Below are 15,264 nucleotides of genomic sequence, written 5' to 3'. Positions count from 1 at the left end.
GTCATGGGGTGGGTCCCGTCAGGAGGGGCTTGGTGTGGGTGAGGGCGAGGTCGAGGGTGCGCAGGCGGGCGTAGGTGTCGGAGTCGGCGGTGCGGCCGCCGTAGGTGACGTCGTCGAAGGTGCGGGCGGCGGCGCGGAGGTCCGCGGCGTGGGCGGGGAGGGACGCGGAGGCTTCTGCGGCCGCCTCGTCGGCGGTGCGGCCCGGGCGGTGGTCCAGGAGGGTGCGCTCCTCCAGGGAGCGGACGACGGCGCGCATGCGTTCCTGGACGGCTTCGGTCCAGCGGCCGGCGGCGGCGTGGGCGTCGGCGGCCTTGCGGTGGTCGGCGGCGCTGCGGACGCCGTCGTCGAAGAGGGTGCCCGCGGAGGGGGTGGTGCGGCTCGGGGAGCCCAGGCGCCACCACAGGGCCGCTCCGGCCAGGGCGACCAGGAGGACGACGGCGATCAGGCCGACGGCGCCTCCGGGGGTTGCCCCGGAGGCGGCGCCGAACAGGTCGTCGAGCCAGTCGAAGAACGCGCGCGTCGCGCGGTCCACCAGGCTCGGGTCGTTCTCGTGGTACATCGGCTTGGACAGCTCGCGCTCGGCCGCCTCACGGGCGGCCTCGCGCGGTGTCGTCACCGGCGGGACCTCCGCGCCCATCACCCGTAGTTCTCGACGCCGGCCGCCCGGGCGAGCTCCAGGTCGAGGCCCTCGCGCCGGATGCGCTGGTCGACGTAGAGGAGGACGGTGACGCCGGACTGGATCGGCATGACGATGGTCTGCGCGATGATCACACCGATGGCGGAGAAGATCAGCGGGCCCCAGGCGGTCTGGGCGCTGCCGTCCTCCAGGGCGTCGAACCCGCCGCCGAAGGCGAGGAGGCCGACCAGCTGGAGCGGGCCGACGATCATCAGCCCGACCACGAAGGCGATGATCCCGGTCAGCAGCGTGATGCCGAAGACACGCCACCAGGAGCCCTTGACCAGCTTCGAGGACCGGGCGAAGGCCTTGAAGACGCTGCTCTTCTCCAGCATCAGGGCGGGCGAGGCCAGGCTGAACTTGATCCCCAGCCACACGAGGAGCGGGAGCCAGACGGCGAAGCCGAGGACGATCAGGCCCGTGCTGTCGGCGGTGATGCCGGGCAGGACCAGGACGGCGCCGATCAGGACGGCGCCGAGGGCCAGCAGCAGGGTGAGTCCGATCAGGCGCAGCAGCTGGGGGCGGGCCTCGCGCCAGGCGGTGGAGACCGAGGAGCCCTGGCCGAGGACGGCCCGGCTGAAAACCATGGTGAGCATCGCGGTGACCACGATGGTGCCGAGGATCTGGATGAACTGGGTCACCACCGACACCGACAGGGTGCTGCCGAGGCTGTCGATCATCTGCTCGGGCGTGAGGTCCTCGTTCGGTGCGAGGACGACGTCCTCCAGCATGTACTTCTGCACGAACACGCTGATCACCTGGACGACCGTGGCCACGACCAGGGTGATGGGCAGCACCGAGCGCCAGTGGGTGCGCATGGTGGCGACCGCGCCGTCGAGGATCTCCCCCAGCCCCAGGGGGCGCAGGGGGATCACACCGGGCTTGGCGGCCGGGGGGCTGCCCCATTGGCCGGGTCCGCCCGGGTAGCCGTACTGAGGGCCGCCCTGGCCTCCGTACGGGGCGTCCTGGCGCTGTCCCCAGCCTCCCGCGGCGGGCTGCGCGGGAGGCGCCGGGGTTTCCGGAGCCGTCGTGCCCGGGCTCGACCACTGGCCGGGCGGCGGCTGCTCGGCGGACCACTTCGGGTCGCCGGCCGGCCGGCCGGGCTGTTGCGCGCCGCCGTCGGTGCCCGGCTGGTCGGCGGGGGTTCCCGGCCGCTCGCCGTCGGACGGAGAGGATCCGGGCGTAGCCCAGCCCGGAGAGTCGTTCATCGTCGCTCCTTCACGTGCACCTGCTGCGGCGGGGGCGCCGGTCGCAGCCATCGTGCCACGTGGGGGTCCCGAACGGAGTAAGGGATTGTGAGCCCCCCGTAACCCTGGCCGTCCCCCCGGACCTCCGGCAGCCCTTACCTTCAATTGTCGCCCGGATCCGGGGCAGACTGGTCGACCTGATCTCCACGCAGGTCCGAGGGGCGATTTCCAGCCCTTTTGGCTGTGGGACAGCTCACCGCCAGGTAACGATTAGCTAATGGGATGATGTCAACCATGAAGGGACGCGTCCTTGTCGTCGACGACGACACCGCGCTGGCCGAGATGCTCGGCATTGTGCTGCGTGGAGAAGGTTTTGAGCCGTCGTTCGTAGCGGACGGTGACAAGGCACTTGCTGCCTTCCGGGAGGCGAAGCCGGACCTGGTACTGCTCGACCTCATGCTGCCCGGACGGGACGGCATAGAGGTGTGCAGGCTGATCAGGGCCGAGTCCGGTGTGCCGATCGTGATGCTCACCGCCAAGAGCGACACGGTGGACGTGGTCGTGGGCCTGGAGTCCGGGGCCGACGACTACATCGTCAAGCCGTTCAAGCCGAAGGAGCTGGTGGCCCGCATCCGGGCCCGTCTGCGCCGGTCGGAGGAGCCCGCACCCGAGCAGCTGGCCATCGGTGACCTGGTCATCGACGTGGCCGGGCACTCGGTCAAGCGGGACGGTGCCTCGATCGCCCTGACCCCGCTCGAGTTCGACCTGCTGGTCGCCCTCGCGCGCAAGCCCTGGCAGGTGTTCACCCGCGAGGTACTGCTGGAGCAGGTCTGGGGCTACCGGCACGCGGCCGACACGCGCCTGGTCAACGTGCATGTGCAGCGTCTGCGCTCCAAGGTGGAGAAGGACCCGGAGCGCCCCGAGATCGTCGTGACGGTGCGCGGTGTCGGCTACAAGGCCGGACCCAGCTGAGGTGCAGTCCGGCACGTCCGCCGCGTCCGGCCGCGGCCGCGGCGGTTCCCGCTGGCGCAGCCTCTGGGCCGGCCGGCCGTTCCGGGCGGGGGCGCCCGGCAGCCCCGTGCTGCGGCTGTTCGTACGCCTCGTACGCCGGCCGCTGGTTCCGGCTGTCCGGCTGTGGCGCCGCAACATCCAGCTCCGGGTGGTCGCCGCCACCCTGCTGATCTCGCTCGCCGTGGTCCTGGCCCTGGGCGTCGTCGTGATCGCCCAGGTCAGCAAGGGGCTGCTCGAGGCCAAGGAGCAGGCGGCGCAGAGCCAGGCGGCGGGCGGGTTCGCGGTCGCGCAGGAGAAGGCCAACGCCCCCGCCACCGTGGACGGACCCGACGCCACCGACAACAAGGTCGGCCGGGACGCCAGCACCTGGATGAACTCCCTGGTCAAGCAGCTGGCCAGTGGCGGCCAGACCGCCTTCGAGGTCGTCGCGCTCGGCGCCGGCACCGGAGAGCAGCCGCTGCCCGGGACGCAGGGCGTCAAGGGCGCCCGTGCCTCCGGCAACGTCGACCCGACGGCCAGCGTGCCCGTGAAGCTGCGCCGGGCCGTCAACCACGCGACCGGCGCGTTCAAGACCTTCTCCGAGATCCGCTACACGGCGGGGGCCGGGGACAAGGCCCCGGAGCCGGCGCTGGTCGTCGGCAAGCGGCTCACCGACATCAACGGGGACCCGTACGACCTGTACTACCTCTTCCCGCTCACGCAGGAGGAGGAGTCCCTCAACCTGATCAAGGTCACCATCGTGACCGCGGGCCTGTTCGTCGTCGTCCTGCTCTGCGGCATCGCCTGGCTCGTCGTGCGCCAGGTCGTGTCCCCCGTACGGATGGCCGCCGGGATCGCCGAGCGGCTCTCGGCCGGGCGGCTCCAGGAGCGGATGAAGGTCACCGGCGAGGACGACATCGCGCGCCTGGGCGAGGCCTTCAACAAGATGGCGCAGAACCTCCAGCTGAAGATCCAGCAGCTGGAGGAGCTGTCGCGGATGCAGCGCCGGTTCGTCTCGGACGTCTCGCACGAGCTGCGGACCCCGCTGACGACGGTGCGGATGGCGGCCGACGTCATCCACGACGCCCGGGTCGACTTCGACCCGATCACCGCGCGCTCCGCCGAGCTGCTCGCCGGGCAGCTGGACCGGTTCGAGTCGCTCCTCTCCGACCTGCTCGAGATCAGCCGCTTCGACGCAGGGGCCGCGGCCCTGGAGGCCGAGCCGATCGACCTGCGGGACGTCGTACGCCGCGTCATCGACGGGGCCGAGCCGCTCGCCGAGCACAAGGGCACGCGGATCCGGGTCCTCGGCGACACCCAGCCGGTCATCGCCGAGGCCGACTCGCGGCGCGTCGAGCGGGTGCTGCGCAACCTCGTCGTCAACGCCGTGGAGCACGGCGAGGGCCGCGACGTGGTGGTCCGGCTGGCGTCCGCGGGCGGGGCCGTCGCCGTCGCCGTACGGGACTACGGCGTCGGGCTGAAGCCCGGCGAGGCCACCCGCGTCTTCAACCGCTTCTGGCGGGCCGACCCGGCACGGGCGCGCACGACCGGCGGGACCGGCCTCGGCCTGTCCATCGCCGTCGAGGACGCCCGGCTGCACGGCGGCTGGCTGCAGGCCTGGGGCGAGCCGGGCGGCGGCTCGCAGTTCCGCCTGACCCTGCCGCGCACGGCCGACGAGCCGCTGCGGGGCTCGCCCATCCCGCTGGAACCCGAGGACTCCCGGGCCAACCGGGCCAGGGCCGCCGCCGAGGCCGCGGGCCGGGGGGCGGACCGGCCGGCCCCGGACGCCGGCGACCGGTCGCCGATACCGCCGCGGTCGCCGGTCACCGGAGCGCTGCCGGTCCCCGCCGACCCGACGGCCCTGCCGGGCAACGGGGCCCGGGTGGTGGCCCGCCCGGCCGACCAGGCACAACAGGAGGACCGAGCCGATGGACGCTGAGCCCGAGAACGCGCGGCCCGGGGGCGTGCGGGTACGGGGACGGCGACTGCGCACCCTGCGGGCGTACGCCTTCGGCGCGGCCGGGCTGCTGCTGGCCGGCTGCGCCTCCATGCCCGACCACGGAGAGATCCGCCCGGTGCAGGCCTCTCAGGGCGTCGACTCCCAGGTCCGCGTCTTCGGCGTACCGCCCGCCGACAAGGCGAGCGCGGCCGACATCGTCGACGGCTTCCTGGAGGCGATGACCAGCGACGATCCGCAGCTGGAAACCGCCCGCAAGTACCTCACCGAGGAGGCCGCGAAGAGCTGGAAGCCCAGCTCCGCCGTCACCGTGCTCTCGTCCGGCCTCGACCGGGTCTCGATCCGCGGCGAGAAGGACCCGGACGGGCCCCGCTGGAAGGTGACCGGCACGAAGCTCGCGACCGTGGACGAGCGCAGCGCGTACCAGCCGCAGACCGGCGGCGAGAAGTACGAGGAGTACCTCCAGCTCGTCCAGGACGAGGACAAGCAGTGGCGGATCTCGCAGCCGCCCAACGGCCTCGTGCTCAGCGAGTCGGACTTCCAGCGCATCTACATGCCGGTCAACAAGTACTACTTCGCGGGCGGCACGCTCGTCGCCGACCCCGTCTACGTGCGCCAGCGCACCGATCCGGACTCGCGGATGGACCCCACCACGCAGACGGTGCAGTCGCTGCTCGCCGGGCCGTCCAGGTGGCTCGGCCCCGTCGTCGAGTCCAGCTTCCCGACCGGCACGGAACTGCGCGAGGGCACCAAGTCCCTTTCGTACGACGGCCAGAACACCCTGCGGGTGCCGCTCAACGACAAGGCCGACAACGTCGCCCAGCCGCAGTGCAAGAAGATGGCCACCCAACTCCTGTACACGGTCAAGGACCTGACGGGCTCCCGGCTCGACCAGGTCGAAATCCTGCGCTCCGACGACAAGTCGTCCTCGCTGTGCTCGGTGACCGAGTTGAACGCGGCCGCGATCGCCAACCGGCCGCGGATCCCCGACTACCAGTACTTCGTCGACAACGAGAAGCGGCTGGTCCGGATGAAGCTGGACGTGACCAGCGAGGAACAGCAGAAGGCCGAGCCGGTGCCGGGGCCGCTGACCACCCAGCCCGCCTTCAAGGTCGGCTCGGCGGCCGTGACGTACGACGAGCGGCGCGCGGCCGTGGTCTCCCAGGACGGGCACGGGCTGTACGTGGTGCCCCTGGTGGGCGGCGGGCCCATGCCGCAGCCGCTGCCGGTCGGCAAGGGGAGCACGCTGACGGCGCCCAGCTGGGACGCGGCCGGTGACCTGTGGGTCGCGGACAGCGACGCGCAGCACCCGGGGCTGTGGCGGGTGCCCGGCGGGGCCGGGACCCCGGAGAAGGTGCAGGTGGCCGGGCTGGACGGCGGGCGGATCGCCTCACTGAAGGCCTCCTCCGACGGGGTGCGGATCGCGCTGCTGGTGGAGAAGAACAGCCGCAAGAACCTGTACGTCGGGCGGATAGAACGGCCCGACGCGAAGGGCGACGCCTCGGCGGTGTCGGTGCGGGAGCTGCGCCCGGCGGCCCCGCAGATGGCGGACGTGACGACGATGAGCTGGGCGCCGCACGGGCGGCTGCTCGTGGTGGGCCGGGAGAGCGGCGGGGTGCAGCAGGCCCGCTACATGCTGGCGGACGGCTCGATGGTCGCGGCGAGCCTGCCCGGGGCGGCGGGGCTGTCCGCGGTCGCGGCAGCGGCGTCGGAGGACGAGTCGAAGCCGAAGCCGGTGGTGGCGTTCTCGGAGGACGGGATCGTGTACCTGCCGCCGGGGGCGCAGTGGCGCACGGTGGCGGCGGGCGGCCAGGCTCCGGTGTACCCGGGCTGACCTGCGGCCGCGGGCTCGGTTGCGGGCTCCGTCCACAGGGGTGGCGGGCGCCGTCCGCCGCCGTCAGTCTGGAGTGGTGCGCGGTTGGTGGCAGGAGCTGGCCGGGCTGGTCCTGCCGGTCGACTGCGCCGGCTGCGGAGCGGTCCGGGTGCTGGTGTGCGCGGGCTGCCGGGAGGTGCTGAGCGGGGCCGGTGCGGGGCCGGTGCGGCCTTCCCCGCGGCCCGAGGGGCTGCCGGTGGTCCACGCCGCCGCCGTCTACGAGGGGGGCGTACGGGCCCTCCTGCTGGCCCACAAGGAGCGCGGGGCGCTGCCGCTGGCCGGGATGCTCGGCGAGGCCCTGGCAGGGGCCGTGCTGGCGGGCCGGCCCCGGGATGCGGACGGCCTCGGCCCCACGGGGCCGGCGGAAGTGGCCCTGGTGCCGGTGCCCTCGGCGCGGCGGCAGGTCCGGGCGCGCGGGCACGATCCCGCGCGCAGGATCGCCCTGGCCGCCGCGGGGAGGCTGCGGCGGGCCGGTGTTCCCGCGCGCGTGGCGCCCGTACTGCGGCTGCGGCGGGCGGTCGCGGACCAGGCGGGGCTCGGGGCCCGGCAGCGCCGGGAGAACCTCGCGGGGGCGCTGGCGGTGTGCCGGGACGGGGCGCGGCTGACGGACGGGGCCGGGATCGTCATCGTGGACGACCTGATCACCACCGGGGCGACGCTGGCGGAGGCGGCCCGGGCGGTGCGCACCGCGGGGCTGACGGCGGGCCCCGGGTACGTGCTGCGGGCAGCGGTGGTCGCCGCGCCCGCGGACTCCTTCCGCCGGCTCCCTGGGGCGGTCCCCCGCCGGCCTGCTACGCGTACAGGTCAAAAATCTCGTGAATAGATTTGGAACTGGCGGGGAAGGCCCATCGTTGCAGGTAGTAAGAGGGAACAGCCACCTGACTGGAAGTACATTCCGGTAGCGGGTGCCGACAACCGTCATAGAGGGATATGTTCGGTTGTAAGGAACTCAGGAGGCTGTCTCTCGACTCCGAAGTCGGTGGGTTGCGATCTTGCCGATGGGGGAGGAGGAGGTGAAAGTCGCCAAGTCCGAGGCTCCGGCCTTCACCGGAGTCTGGTGCGAAAGGGAGACGCTTCGCCCCGTCGGGCGGAGCTATCCGGGAACGGAGTTCTGCGTGGACATCGTCGTCAAGGGCCGCAAGACCGAGGTGCCCGAGCGGTTCCGCAAGCACGTGGCCGAGAAGCTGAATCCGGAGCGGATCCAGAAGCTCGACGCCAAGGTGATCAGCTTGGACGTCGAGGTGTCCAAGGAGCACAACCCGCGCCAGGCCGACCGTTCCGACCGCGTGGAGATCACCCTGCGTTCGCGGGGCCCGGTGATCCGGGCCGAGGCCGCCGCCGCCGACCCGTACGCGGCGCTCGACCTCGCTCAGGACAAGCTGGAGGCCCGGCTGCGCAAGCAGCACGACAAGCGATACACCCGCCGTGGCAACGGCCGGCTCTCGGCGGCAGAGGTCGCCGACGTCGTGCCGGGCGTCGCGTCGCTCAACGGCAGCGGCCAGGTGGTCACCGAGGAGAAGACGGACGGGGTTCCGATCACCCGGATCGGGCCCATCGAGGTGCAGGGCGAAGGCCCGCTCATCGTCCGCGAGAAGACCCACTCGGCCGCACCCATGTCGCTCGACCAGGCTCTGTACGAGATGGAGCTGGTCGGCCACGACTTCTATCTGTTCGTCGACTCCGAGACGAAGCTGCCCAGCGTGGTCTACCGACGTCACGCGTACGACTACGGCGTCATCCACGTGAACCCCGACGGTGCCTCCAGCTCGGAGGAGCCGCGGGGCGGCGCAGGCGGCGCGCTCGGCGGCTGAACAGACCGTTCGTTGCCCCCGCGGAGGCGCTCCGGCGTCTCCGCGGGGGCACCTGCATGACGGGTATTGCGCCAGGCGGGTCCTCGGCGGCCCCCCGCGCCGTTGCGCGGGCATGGAATCATGGCGGGCAGTCAACCGGCCGCGTTGTGTGACCGGTTGGCCCAGCAGCTCAGCACATGCAGGGGGAGGAACGATGGCGGACAGCTTCGGGCCGGTGCGCGGGGACGACGGCGCGGGCTGCCGCGGCGCGGACCCGTCGGCAGGGCCCGCCGGCTCGCCGGCCGGGGAACCGATCCGGGTGCTCGTGGTCGACGACCACGCGCTCTTCCGGCGGGGGCTGGAGATCGTCCTCGCGCAGGAGGAGGACATCCAGGTCGTCGGCGAGGCCGGGGACGGCGCGGAGGCGGTGGACAAGGCGGCCGATCTGCTGCCGGACATCGTGCTGATGGACGTGCGGATGCCCCGGCGCGGCGGCATCGAGGCGTGCACCTCGATCAAGGAGGTGGCCCCGTCCGCGAAGATCATCATGCTGACGATCAGCGACGAGGAGGCGGACCTCTACGACGCGATCAAGGCGGGCGCGACCGGGTACCTCCTGAAGGAGATCTCGACGGACGAGGTGGCCACGGCGATCCGGGCCGTGGCGGACGGCCAGTCGCAGATCAGCCCTTCGATGGCGTCGAAGCTGCTCACCGAGTTCAAGTCGATGATCCAGCGGACCGACGAGCGCCGGCTGGTGCCGGCGCCGAGGCTGACGGACCGGGAGCTGGAGGTCCTCAAGCTGGTGGCCACCGGCATGAACAACCGCGACATCGCGAAGGAATTGTTCATCTCCGAGAACACCGTGAAGAACCACGTCCGCAACATCCTGGAGAAGCTGCAGCTGCACTCCAGGATGGAAGCCGTGGTCTACGCGATGCGCGAGAAGATCCTCGAAATCCGCTGACGCGTCGACCGGGCCCCGTCGCCCGGACCAGCGCTAGAGCGCGGCGAGCTCCGCCGTGACGGCCGCCGCCTCCGCGGGCGAGCCCGCGCGCTCGATCCGTACGTCCTCGCAGCCGACCCATTCCGCCGCTTCCCGCAGGGCCCGTGCCATCGGGCCCGCGGCCTTCGGCGAGGTCAGCGAGAGCTGCCGGGCGACCAGCGTGCGGCCCTCGCGGGCCGGGTCCACGCGGCCCTGCAGCCGGCCGCCCGCCAGCAGGGGCATCGCGAAGTAGCCGTGTATCCGCTTCGGCTTGGGAACGTACGCCTCGAGGCGGTGGGTGAAGCCGAAGATCCGCTCCGTGCGGGGGCGGTCCCAGACCAGGGAGTCGAAGGGCGACAGCAGCGTCGTGCGGTGGCGGCCCCGGGGGGCCGCGGCGAGGGCGGCGGGGTCCGCCCAGGCGGGCTTGGACCAGCCCTCGACCTCGACCGGGACCAGCCCGGAGTCGGCGATCACCGCGTCGACCTGTTCCCCCTTGAGGCGGTGGTAGTCCGCGATGTCGCGGCGGGTGCCGACGCCCAGCGACCGGCCGGCCAGGGCGACCAGGCGGCGCATGCACTCGCGGTCGTCCAGGTCGTCGTGGAGCAGCCGGTCGGGAACGGCGCGCTCGGGGAGGTCGTAGACCCGCTTCCAGCCGCGGCGTTCGCTGCAGACCACCTCGCCGGTGTCGAGGAGCCACTCCACCGCGATCTTGGTCTCGGACCACTCGAACCACTCACCGCCGTTCTTCGCGCCGCCCAGTTCGGTGGAGGTGAGCGGGCCGTCGGACTTCAGCCGGTCCAGGACCCCCTGCGTCGAGCGCTCCTTGTCCTGGAGGATGTGCCAGCGGTGGCCGCGCGCCCGGTTGGCCCGGCGGCGGAAGGCGAAATGCGGCCATTCCTCGATGGGGAGGATGCAGGCGGCGTGCGACCAGTACTCGAAGGCGTGGCGGTCGGACCAGTACGCCCGCTCCACGGTGTCGCGGCCGACCGCGCCGAGGCGTGCGTACGGGATCAGCTCGTGCGAGCGGGCCAGCACCGAGATGGTGTCCAGCTGTACGGCGCCCAGGTGGCGCAGGACTCCGCGCACCCCTCCGCGGCGGTCGGGTGCCCCGAGGAAGCCCTGTGCGCGCAGGGCGATCCGGCGGGCCTCGTCGGCGGAGAGGGAGAGCGGCGTCATGTCCGCAGCCTAGGCGGGGCCACTGACAGCGGGCAGGTAGGGCAGCCGCGGGGGGAGGCCGAGGTCGGAGGGGAGCAGGGCGCCGACCCAGCAGTCGCGGGAGGTGCCCCGCTGCTCGATGCCGGCCCGCAGGACCCCCTCGACCTGGAAGCCGGCCTTCTCGGCCACGGCCTTCGAGCCCTCGTTGCCCAGCTCGGCGCGCCATTCCAGGCGTGTGACGCCGAGCGCGGTGAAGGCCCAGCGGGCGACGGCCGTCACGGCCTCGGTCATGTAGCCGCGTCCGCGGTGCTCCTTCACCGCCCAGTAGCCGATCTCGTACGACTCGGCGCCGTGGACGTGCACGCCGACGGCCGCGACCAGCGGGCCCTCGGCCCCGAGGCGGACGGCGAAGGGGTAGGCCGTGTCCTCGCGCCAGCCGTTCGGCACGAGCTCGTTCACGAAGGCGTGCGCGTGCGCACGCTCGTAGGGGGAGGGGACCAGGGTCCAGCGCTGGATGGCCGGGTCCTGCGCCGCCGCGTAGACCTCGTCCTCGTCGGCGGGGACGAAAGGCCGCAGGACCAGCCGTTCCGTGGTGAGTGTGATGGGCTCCATGAACGGATTCTGCTGCCGCCGGAGCGTCCGGAGCGAACGATTTCCGGGATTCCCCCCGGGGGATGCGGCACCTTCCGTGTACCCCGTACGTTCTCAATCCGGGCACCCGTGCCCCCACGGGAACGGCGGACCTCCCGACGTGGCCACGTCCTCGCTTACGATGGCCGTTGCGGTGGGGCCCACCTGCCGTGCCCGTGGTACGTACAGTGCCCAGGCCCGACCGGCAAGGAGACAAACCTCGGTGTCCGTCTTCAACAAGCTCATGCGTGCAGGCGAAGGCAAGATCCTGCGCAAACTGCACCGCATCGCGGACCAGGTCAACTCCATCGAAGAGGACTTCGTCAACCTCTCCGACGCCGAGTTGCGAGCGCTCACGGACGAGTACAAGCAGCGTTTCCAGGACGGCGAGAGCCTGGACGACCTGCTGCCCGAGGCCTTCGCGACCGTACGCGAGGCGGCCAAGCGCGTTCTCGGCCAGCGGCACTACGACGTCCAGATCATGGGTGGCGCGGCGCTGCACCTCGGCTACGTGGCCGAGATGAAGACCGGTGAGGGCAAGACCCTCGTCGGTACGCTTCCCGCGTACCTGAACGCCCTGTCCGGCAAGGGCGTCCACCTGATCACGGTGAACGACTACCTCGCCGAGCGCGACTCCGAGCTGATGGGCCGGGTGCACAAGTTCCTCGGCCTGGAGGTCGGCTGCATCCTGGCGAACATGTCGCCGGCGCAGCGCCGCGAGCAGTACAACTGCGACATCACCTACGGCACGAACAACGAGTTCGGCTTCGACTACCTGCGCGACAACATGGCGTGGTCCCAGGACGAGCTCGTCCAGCGCGGCCACAACTTCGCCGTGGTCGACGAGGTCGACTCGATCCTGGTCGACGAGGCCCGCACCCCGCTGATCATCTCCGGCCCGGCCGACCAGGCCACGAAGTGGTACGGCGACTTTGCGAAGCTGGTGACCCGCCTGACCAAGGGCGAGGCCGGCCAGCCGCTGAAGGGCATCGAGGAGACCGGCGACTACGAGGTCGACGAGAAGAAGCGCACCGTCGCCATCCACGAGTCCGGCGTCGCCAAGGTCGAGGACTGGCTCGGCATCGAGAACCTCTACGAGTCGGTGAACACCCCGCTCGTCGGTTACCTCAACAACGCGATCAAGGCCAAGGAGCTCTTCAAGAACGACAAGGACTACGTCGTCATCGACGGCGAAGTCATGATCGTCGACGAGCACACCGGCCGTATCCTCGCCGGCCGCCGCTACAACGAGGGCATGCACCAGGCGATCGAGGCGAAGGAAGGGGTGGACATCAAGGACGAGAACCAGACCCTCGCCACGATCACCCTGCAGAACTTCTTCCGCCTCTACTCGAAGCTGTCGGGCATGACCGGTACGGCCATGACCGAGGCCGCCGAGTTCCACCAGATCTACAAGCTCGGTGTCGTCCCGATCCCGACCAACCGCGACATGGTCCGCAAGGACCAGCCGGACCTGATCTACCGGACCGAGGTCGCGAAGTTCGCCGCCGTCGTCGACGACATCGCGGAGAAGCACGAGAAGGGCCAGCCGATCCTCGTCGGTACGACGTCGGTCGAGAAGTCCGAGTACCTCTCCCAGCAGCTCTCCAAGCGCGGCATCCCGCACGAGGTGCTCAACGCCAAGCAGCACGACCGTGAGGCGACGATCGTCGCCCAGGCCGGCCGCCGCGGCGCGGTCACCGTCGCCACGAACATGGCCGGCCGCGGTACGGACATCAAGCTCGGCGGCAACCCGGACGACCTCGCGGAGGCCGAGCTGCGCCAGCGCGGCCTGGACCCGGAGGAGCACATCGAGGAGTGGGCGCACGCCCTGCCCGAGGCGCTCACCCGGGCCGAGGCGGCCGTGAAGGCCGAGTTCGAGGAGGTCAAGGAGCTCGGCGGGCTGTACGTGCTGGGCACCGAGCGCCACGAGTCGCGCCGCATCGACAACCAGCTGCGCGGCCGCTCCGGCCGACAGGGCGACCCGGGCGAGTCCCGTTTCTACCTGTCGCTGGGCGACGACCTGATGCGCCTGTTCAAGGCGCAGATGGTCGAGCGCGTCATGGCGATGGCGAACGTGCCGGACGACGTGCCGATCGAGAACAAGATGGTGACGCGCGCGATCGCGTCGGCCCAGTCGCAGGTGGAGACCCAGAACTTCGAGACGCGCAAGAACGTCCTGAAGTACGACGAGGTCCTCAACAGCCAGCGCGAGGTCATCTACGGCGAGCGCCGCCGCGTCCTGGAGGGCGAGGACCTGCAGGAGCAGGTGCGCTTCATGATGGACGACACGATCGACGCGTACATCGCGGCCGAGACGGTCGAGGGCTTCGCGGAGGAGTGGGACCTGGAGCGGCTGTGGAACGCCTTCCGGCAGCTCTACCCGGTGAAGGTCACCATCGAGGAGCTGGAGGAGGCCGCCGGCGACCGTGCGGGGATCACCGCCGAGTTCATCGCGGAGTCCGTCAAGGACGACATCCACGAGCAGTACGAGACGCGCGAGAAGACGCTCGGCTCCGAGATCATGCGCGAGCTGGAGCGGCGCGTGGTGCTGTCGGTGCTGGACCGCAAGTGGCGTGAGCACCTGTACGAGATGGACTACCTGCAGGAGGGCATCGGCCTGCGCGCGATGGCCCAGAAGGACCCGCTGGTCGAGTACCAGCGCGAGGGCTTCGACATGTTCAACGCCATGCAGGAAGGCATCAAGGAGGAGTCCGTCGGCTACCTGTTCAACCTGGAGGTCCAGGTCGAGCAGCAGGTCGAGGAGCTTCCGGTGCAGGACGCGGCGCCGTCGCTGACGAAGGAGCCGGCGGCGGCCGGGGCCGGCCGTCCGGAGATCCGTGCGAAGGGTCTGGACGCTCCGCAGCGGCCGGACCGGCTGCACTTCTCGGCGCCGACGGTGGACGGCGAGGGCGGTGTCGTCGAGGGCGACTTCGAGTCCGAGGGCGCGGGTGGCGACGGCGACGGGATGACGCGGGCGGAGCGGCGCAAGGCGGCGAAGGCCGCCGGCGGGCGGCGCCGCAAGAAGTGACCCTTCGGGGTCGCTGATCTCTCGGCCGGGGCCGGACACCGTGGGTGGTGTCCGGCCCCGGCCGCGTCGTGAGGGGGCGGGTGTGGCGCCGGCGCCGCACCTGGGGCTCCGCCCCCGACCCCGCGCCTCAGACGCCGGCGGGGCTGGGTGGTGACGGCGAGCTGGGAGGACGCCGGGCAGGGCTCCCAGATCGGGGCTCCGCCCCGGACCTCGCGCCTCAGACGCCGGCGGGGCTGGAGATGGTCGGGCGGGCCTGGAGAGCCGGGGCGGGGCTGGAGACGCCGGGTAGGGCTCGTGACGCCGCGGTGGGGCTCGTGACGCCGGGTAGGGGCTGTGGAGACGCCCGGTAGCGGCTCGTGACGCCGGGCGGGGCTGGAGGCGCCCGGGTAGGGGGTCGTGACGCCGGGCGGAACGGGAGACGCCGGGTAGGGCTGATGAGGGGGCTCAGGGGAGGGGGCCCTGAAGTTCTACCGCTGCGCAGCGCCAGCGCAGGTCCGGGCCCTGCTCCAGGCGGAAGGCCATGGCGGTGAGGCGGTCGCCCGTGGCGATGCGGGCGAAGGCTTCGATGACGCCGGGGCCGGGGGTGAAGCGGCCGCACTGGCGGATGACCGGACGGAGGCGGTCGCGGAGGGGGCCCGCGGGGGCCAGGGTGACCAGCTGCTGGTAGGCGGGGCCGACGGTGTGGCCCAGGAGCGAGTGGACCGGGCGGCGGCCGCTGACCACCGCGAGGAGGTGTTCGGCGAACCAGTGGTGCGGGCCGAGCCGCAGGGTGCGCGGGGGTCCTGCCGGACGCCGCGGGTCGCGCCGCCCTGCGGGCCGGGTCCCGGGCCGGCCTGCCGGCCGGCGGCGGCTCCCGTCGTTGCCGATCGTGCCGCGCGTCGTCGTGTCCATCGCGATCTGCCCCCGAACAGGCCGGGCCCGGATGAGTACCGGGCGGTAACTTGATGGGGATCTTCTACGGCCGCCGAACACGCTCCGCAACCACGCGCG

Annotated in this window: 12 protein-coding genes; 7 read left to right on the top strand and 5 right to left on the bottom strand. The window is 71.9% G+C overall.

Going from position 1 to position 15,264, the window contains the following annotated elements; all coding sequences use genetic code 11:
- Nucleotide 1 precedes the first annotated feature (1 nt).
- Nucleotides 2-637: a DUF4129 domain-containing protein gene (locus PV721_RS07000; RefSeq protein WP_319721948.1), complete on the bottom strand. Its 636-nt coding sequence runs from the start codon at nucleotides 635-637 to the stop codon at nucleotides 2-4.
- Entirely contained in the window at nucleotides 637-1,884 is a 1,248-nt protein-coding gene (locus tag PV721_RS06995) for a glycerophosphoryl diester phosphodiesterase membrane domain-containing protein (protein ID WP_319721947.1), read from the bottom strand. The genes PV721_RS07000 and PV721_RS06995 overlap by 1 nt, the downstream gene beginning before the upstream one ends.
- Nucleotides 1,885-2,145: 261 nt before the next feature.
- Between PV721_RS06995 and mtrA the strand changes: the two genes are divergently transcribed.
- From mtrA to PV721_RS06965, 6 genes are all read left to right on the top strand, one after another.
- Nucleotides 2,146-2,835 carry a two-component system response regulator MtrA gene (gene mtrA / locus PV721_RS06990; RefSeq protein WP_189747360.1) on the top strand — a complete coding sequence of 230 codons (690 nt, stop codon included), beginning with the start codon at nucleotides 2,146-2,148 and terminating at the stop codon, nucleotides 2,833-2,835.
- A gap of 1 nt (nucleotide 2,836) precedes the next feature.
- The gene (gene mtrB / locus PV721_RS06985; RefSeq protein ID WP_319721946.1) at nucleotides 2,837-4,792 is read left to right on the top strand and encodes an MtrAB system histidine kinase MtrB; all 1,956 of its coding nucleotides are present in this window, start codon (nucleotides 2,837-2,839) and stop codon (nucleotides 4,790-4,792) included.
- A complete protein-coding gene (locus tag PV721_RS06980; RefSeq protein ID WP_319721945.1) occupies nucleotides 4,782-6,644 on the top strand; it encodes an LpqB family beta-propeller domain-containing protein in 1,863 nt (620 codons plus the stop codon). The genes mtrB and PV721_RS06980 overlap by 11 nt, the downstream gene beginning before the upstream one ends.
- Before the next feature lie 76 nt (nucleotides 6,645-6,720).
- Nucleotides 6,721-7,506 carry a ComF family protein gene (locus tag PV721_RS06975; protein WP_319721944.1) on the top strand — a complete coding sequence of 262 codons (786 nt, stop codon included), beginning with the start codon at nucleotides 6,721-6,723 and terminating at the stop codon, nucleotides 7,504-7,506.
- A 292-nt stretch (nucleotides 7,507-7,798) separates the two neighbouring features.
- Nucleotides 7,799-8,494 (top strand): ribosome hibernation-promoting factor, HPF/YfiA family, encoded by a 696-nt coding sequence (gene hpf, locus PV721_RS06970; protein WP_416371043.1) that lies wholly within the window; start codon nucleotides 7,799-7,801, stop codon nucleotides 8,492-8,494.
- A 193-nt stretch (nucleotides 8,495-8,687) separates the two neighbouring features.
- Nucleotides 8,688-9,440, top strand: a complete 753-nt coding sequence (locus PV721_RS06965; RefSeq protein ID WP_319721942.1) for a response regulator transcription factor — start codon at nucleotides 8,688-8,690, stop codon at nucleotides 9,438-9,440.
- 33 nt (nucleotides 9,441-9,473) lie between these two features.
- Here PV721_RS06965 and PV721_RS06960 read toward each other — a convergent pair whose 3' ends face one another.
- Nucleotides 9,474-10,634, bottom strand: coding sequence for a winged helix-turn-helix domain-containing protein (locus PV721_RS06960; protein WP_319721941.1), 1,161 nt, complete (start codon nucleotides 10,632-10,634; stop codon nucleotides 9,474-9,476).
- Between the two features lie 9 nt (nucleotides 10,635-10,643).
- Nucleotides 10,644-11,225, bottom strand: coding sequence for a GNAT family N-acetyltransferase (locus PV721_RS06955; protein ID WP_319721940.1), 582 nt, complete (start codon nucleotides 11,223-11,225; stop codon nucleotides 10,644-10,646).
- A 241-nt stretch (nucleotides 11,226-11,466) separates the two neighbouring features.
- Here PV721_RS06955 and secA point away from each other — a divergent pair, with 241 nt between their 5' ends.
- Entirely contained in the window at nucleotides 11,467-14,274 is a 2,808-nt protein-coding gene (secA, locus tag PV721_RS06950; protein ID WP_319721939.1) for a preprotein translocase subunit SecA, read from the top strand.
- Between the two features lie 444 nt (nucleotides 14,275-14,718).
- On the opposite strand, the gene PV721_RS06945 is transcribed toward secA, so the two are convergent.
- Nucleotides 14,719-15,165 carry an Rv3235 family protein gene (locus PV721_RS06945; RefSeq protein ID WP_319721938.1) on the bottom strand — a complete coding sequence of 149 codons (447 nt, stop codon included), beginning with the start codon at nucleotides 15,163-15,165 and terminating at the stop codon, nucleotides 14,719-14,721.
- Nucleotides 15,166-15,264: the final 99 nt, after the last annotated feature.

It is taken from the genome of Streptomyces sp. MB09-01, from assembly GCF_033794505.1.
Classification (GTDB): domain Bacteria; phylum Actinomycetota; class Actinomycetes; order Streptomycetales; family Streptomycetaceae; genus Streptomyces.
Note: the sequence above shows the minus strand (reverse complement) of the source record. Positions and strands in the feature narration are given on the sequence as shown.

Excerpts from the sequence above, each read along its gene's own strand:
- PV721_RS06965 (WP_319721942.1), top strand. The coding sequence starts at position 8,688 with ATGGCGGACAGCTTCGGGCCGGTGCGCGGGGACGACGGCGCGGGCTGC.
- PV721_RS07000 (WP_319721948.1), bottom strand. The coding sequence starts at position 637 with ATGGGCGCGGAGGTCCCGCCGGTGACGACACCGCGCGAGGCCGCCCGT.
- PV721_RS06955 (WP_319721940.1), bottom strand. The coding sequence starts at position 11,225 with ATGGAGCCCATCACACTCACCACGGAACGGCTGGTCCTGCGGCCTTTC.
- mtrA (WP_189747360.1), top strand. The coding sequence starts at position 2,146 with ATGATGTCAACCATGAAGGGACGCGTCCTTGTCGTCGACGACGACACC.
- PV721_RS06995 (WP_319721947.1), bottom strand. The coding sequence starts at position 1,884 with ATGAACGACTCTCCGGGCTGGGCTACGCCCGGATCCTCTCCGTCCGAC.
- PV721_RS06945 (WP_319721938.1), bottom strand. The coding sequence starts at position 15,165 with ATGGACACGACGACGCGCGGCACGATCGGCAACGACGGGAGCCGCCGC.
- PV721_RS06960 (WP_319721941.1), bottom strand. The coding sequence starts at position 10,634 with ATGACGCCGCTCTCCCTCTCCGCCGACGAGGCCCGCCGGATCGCCCTG.
- PV721_RS06980 (WP_319721945.1), top strand. The coding sequence starts at position 4,782 with ATGGACGCTGAGCCCGAGAACGCGCGGCCCGGGGGCGTGCGGGTACGG.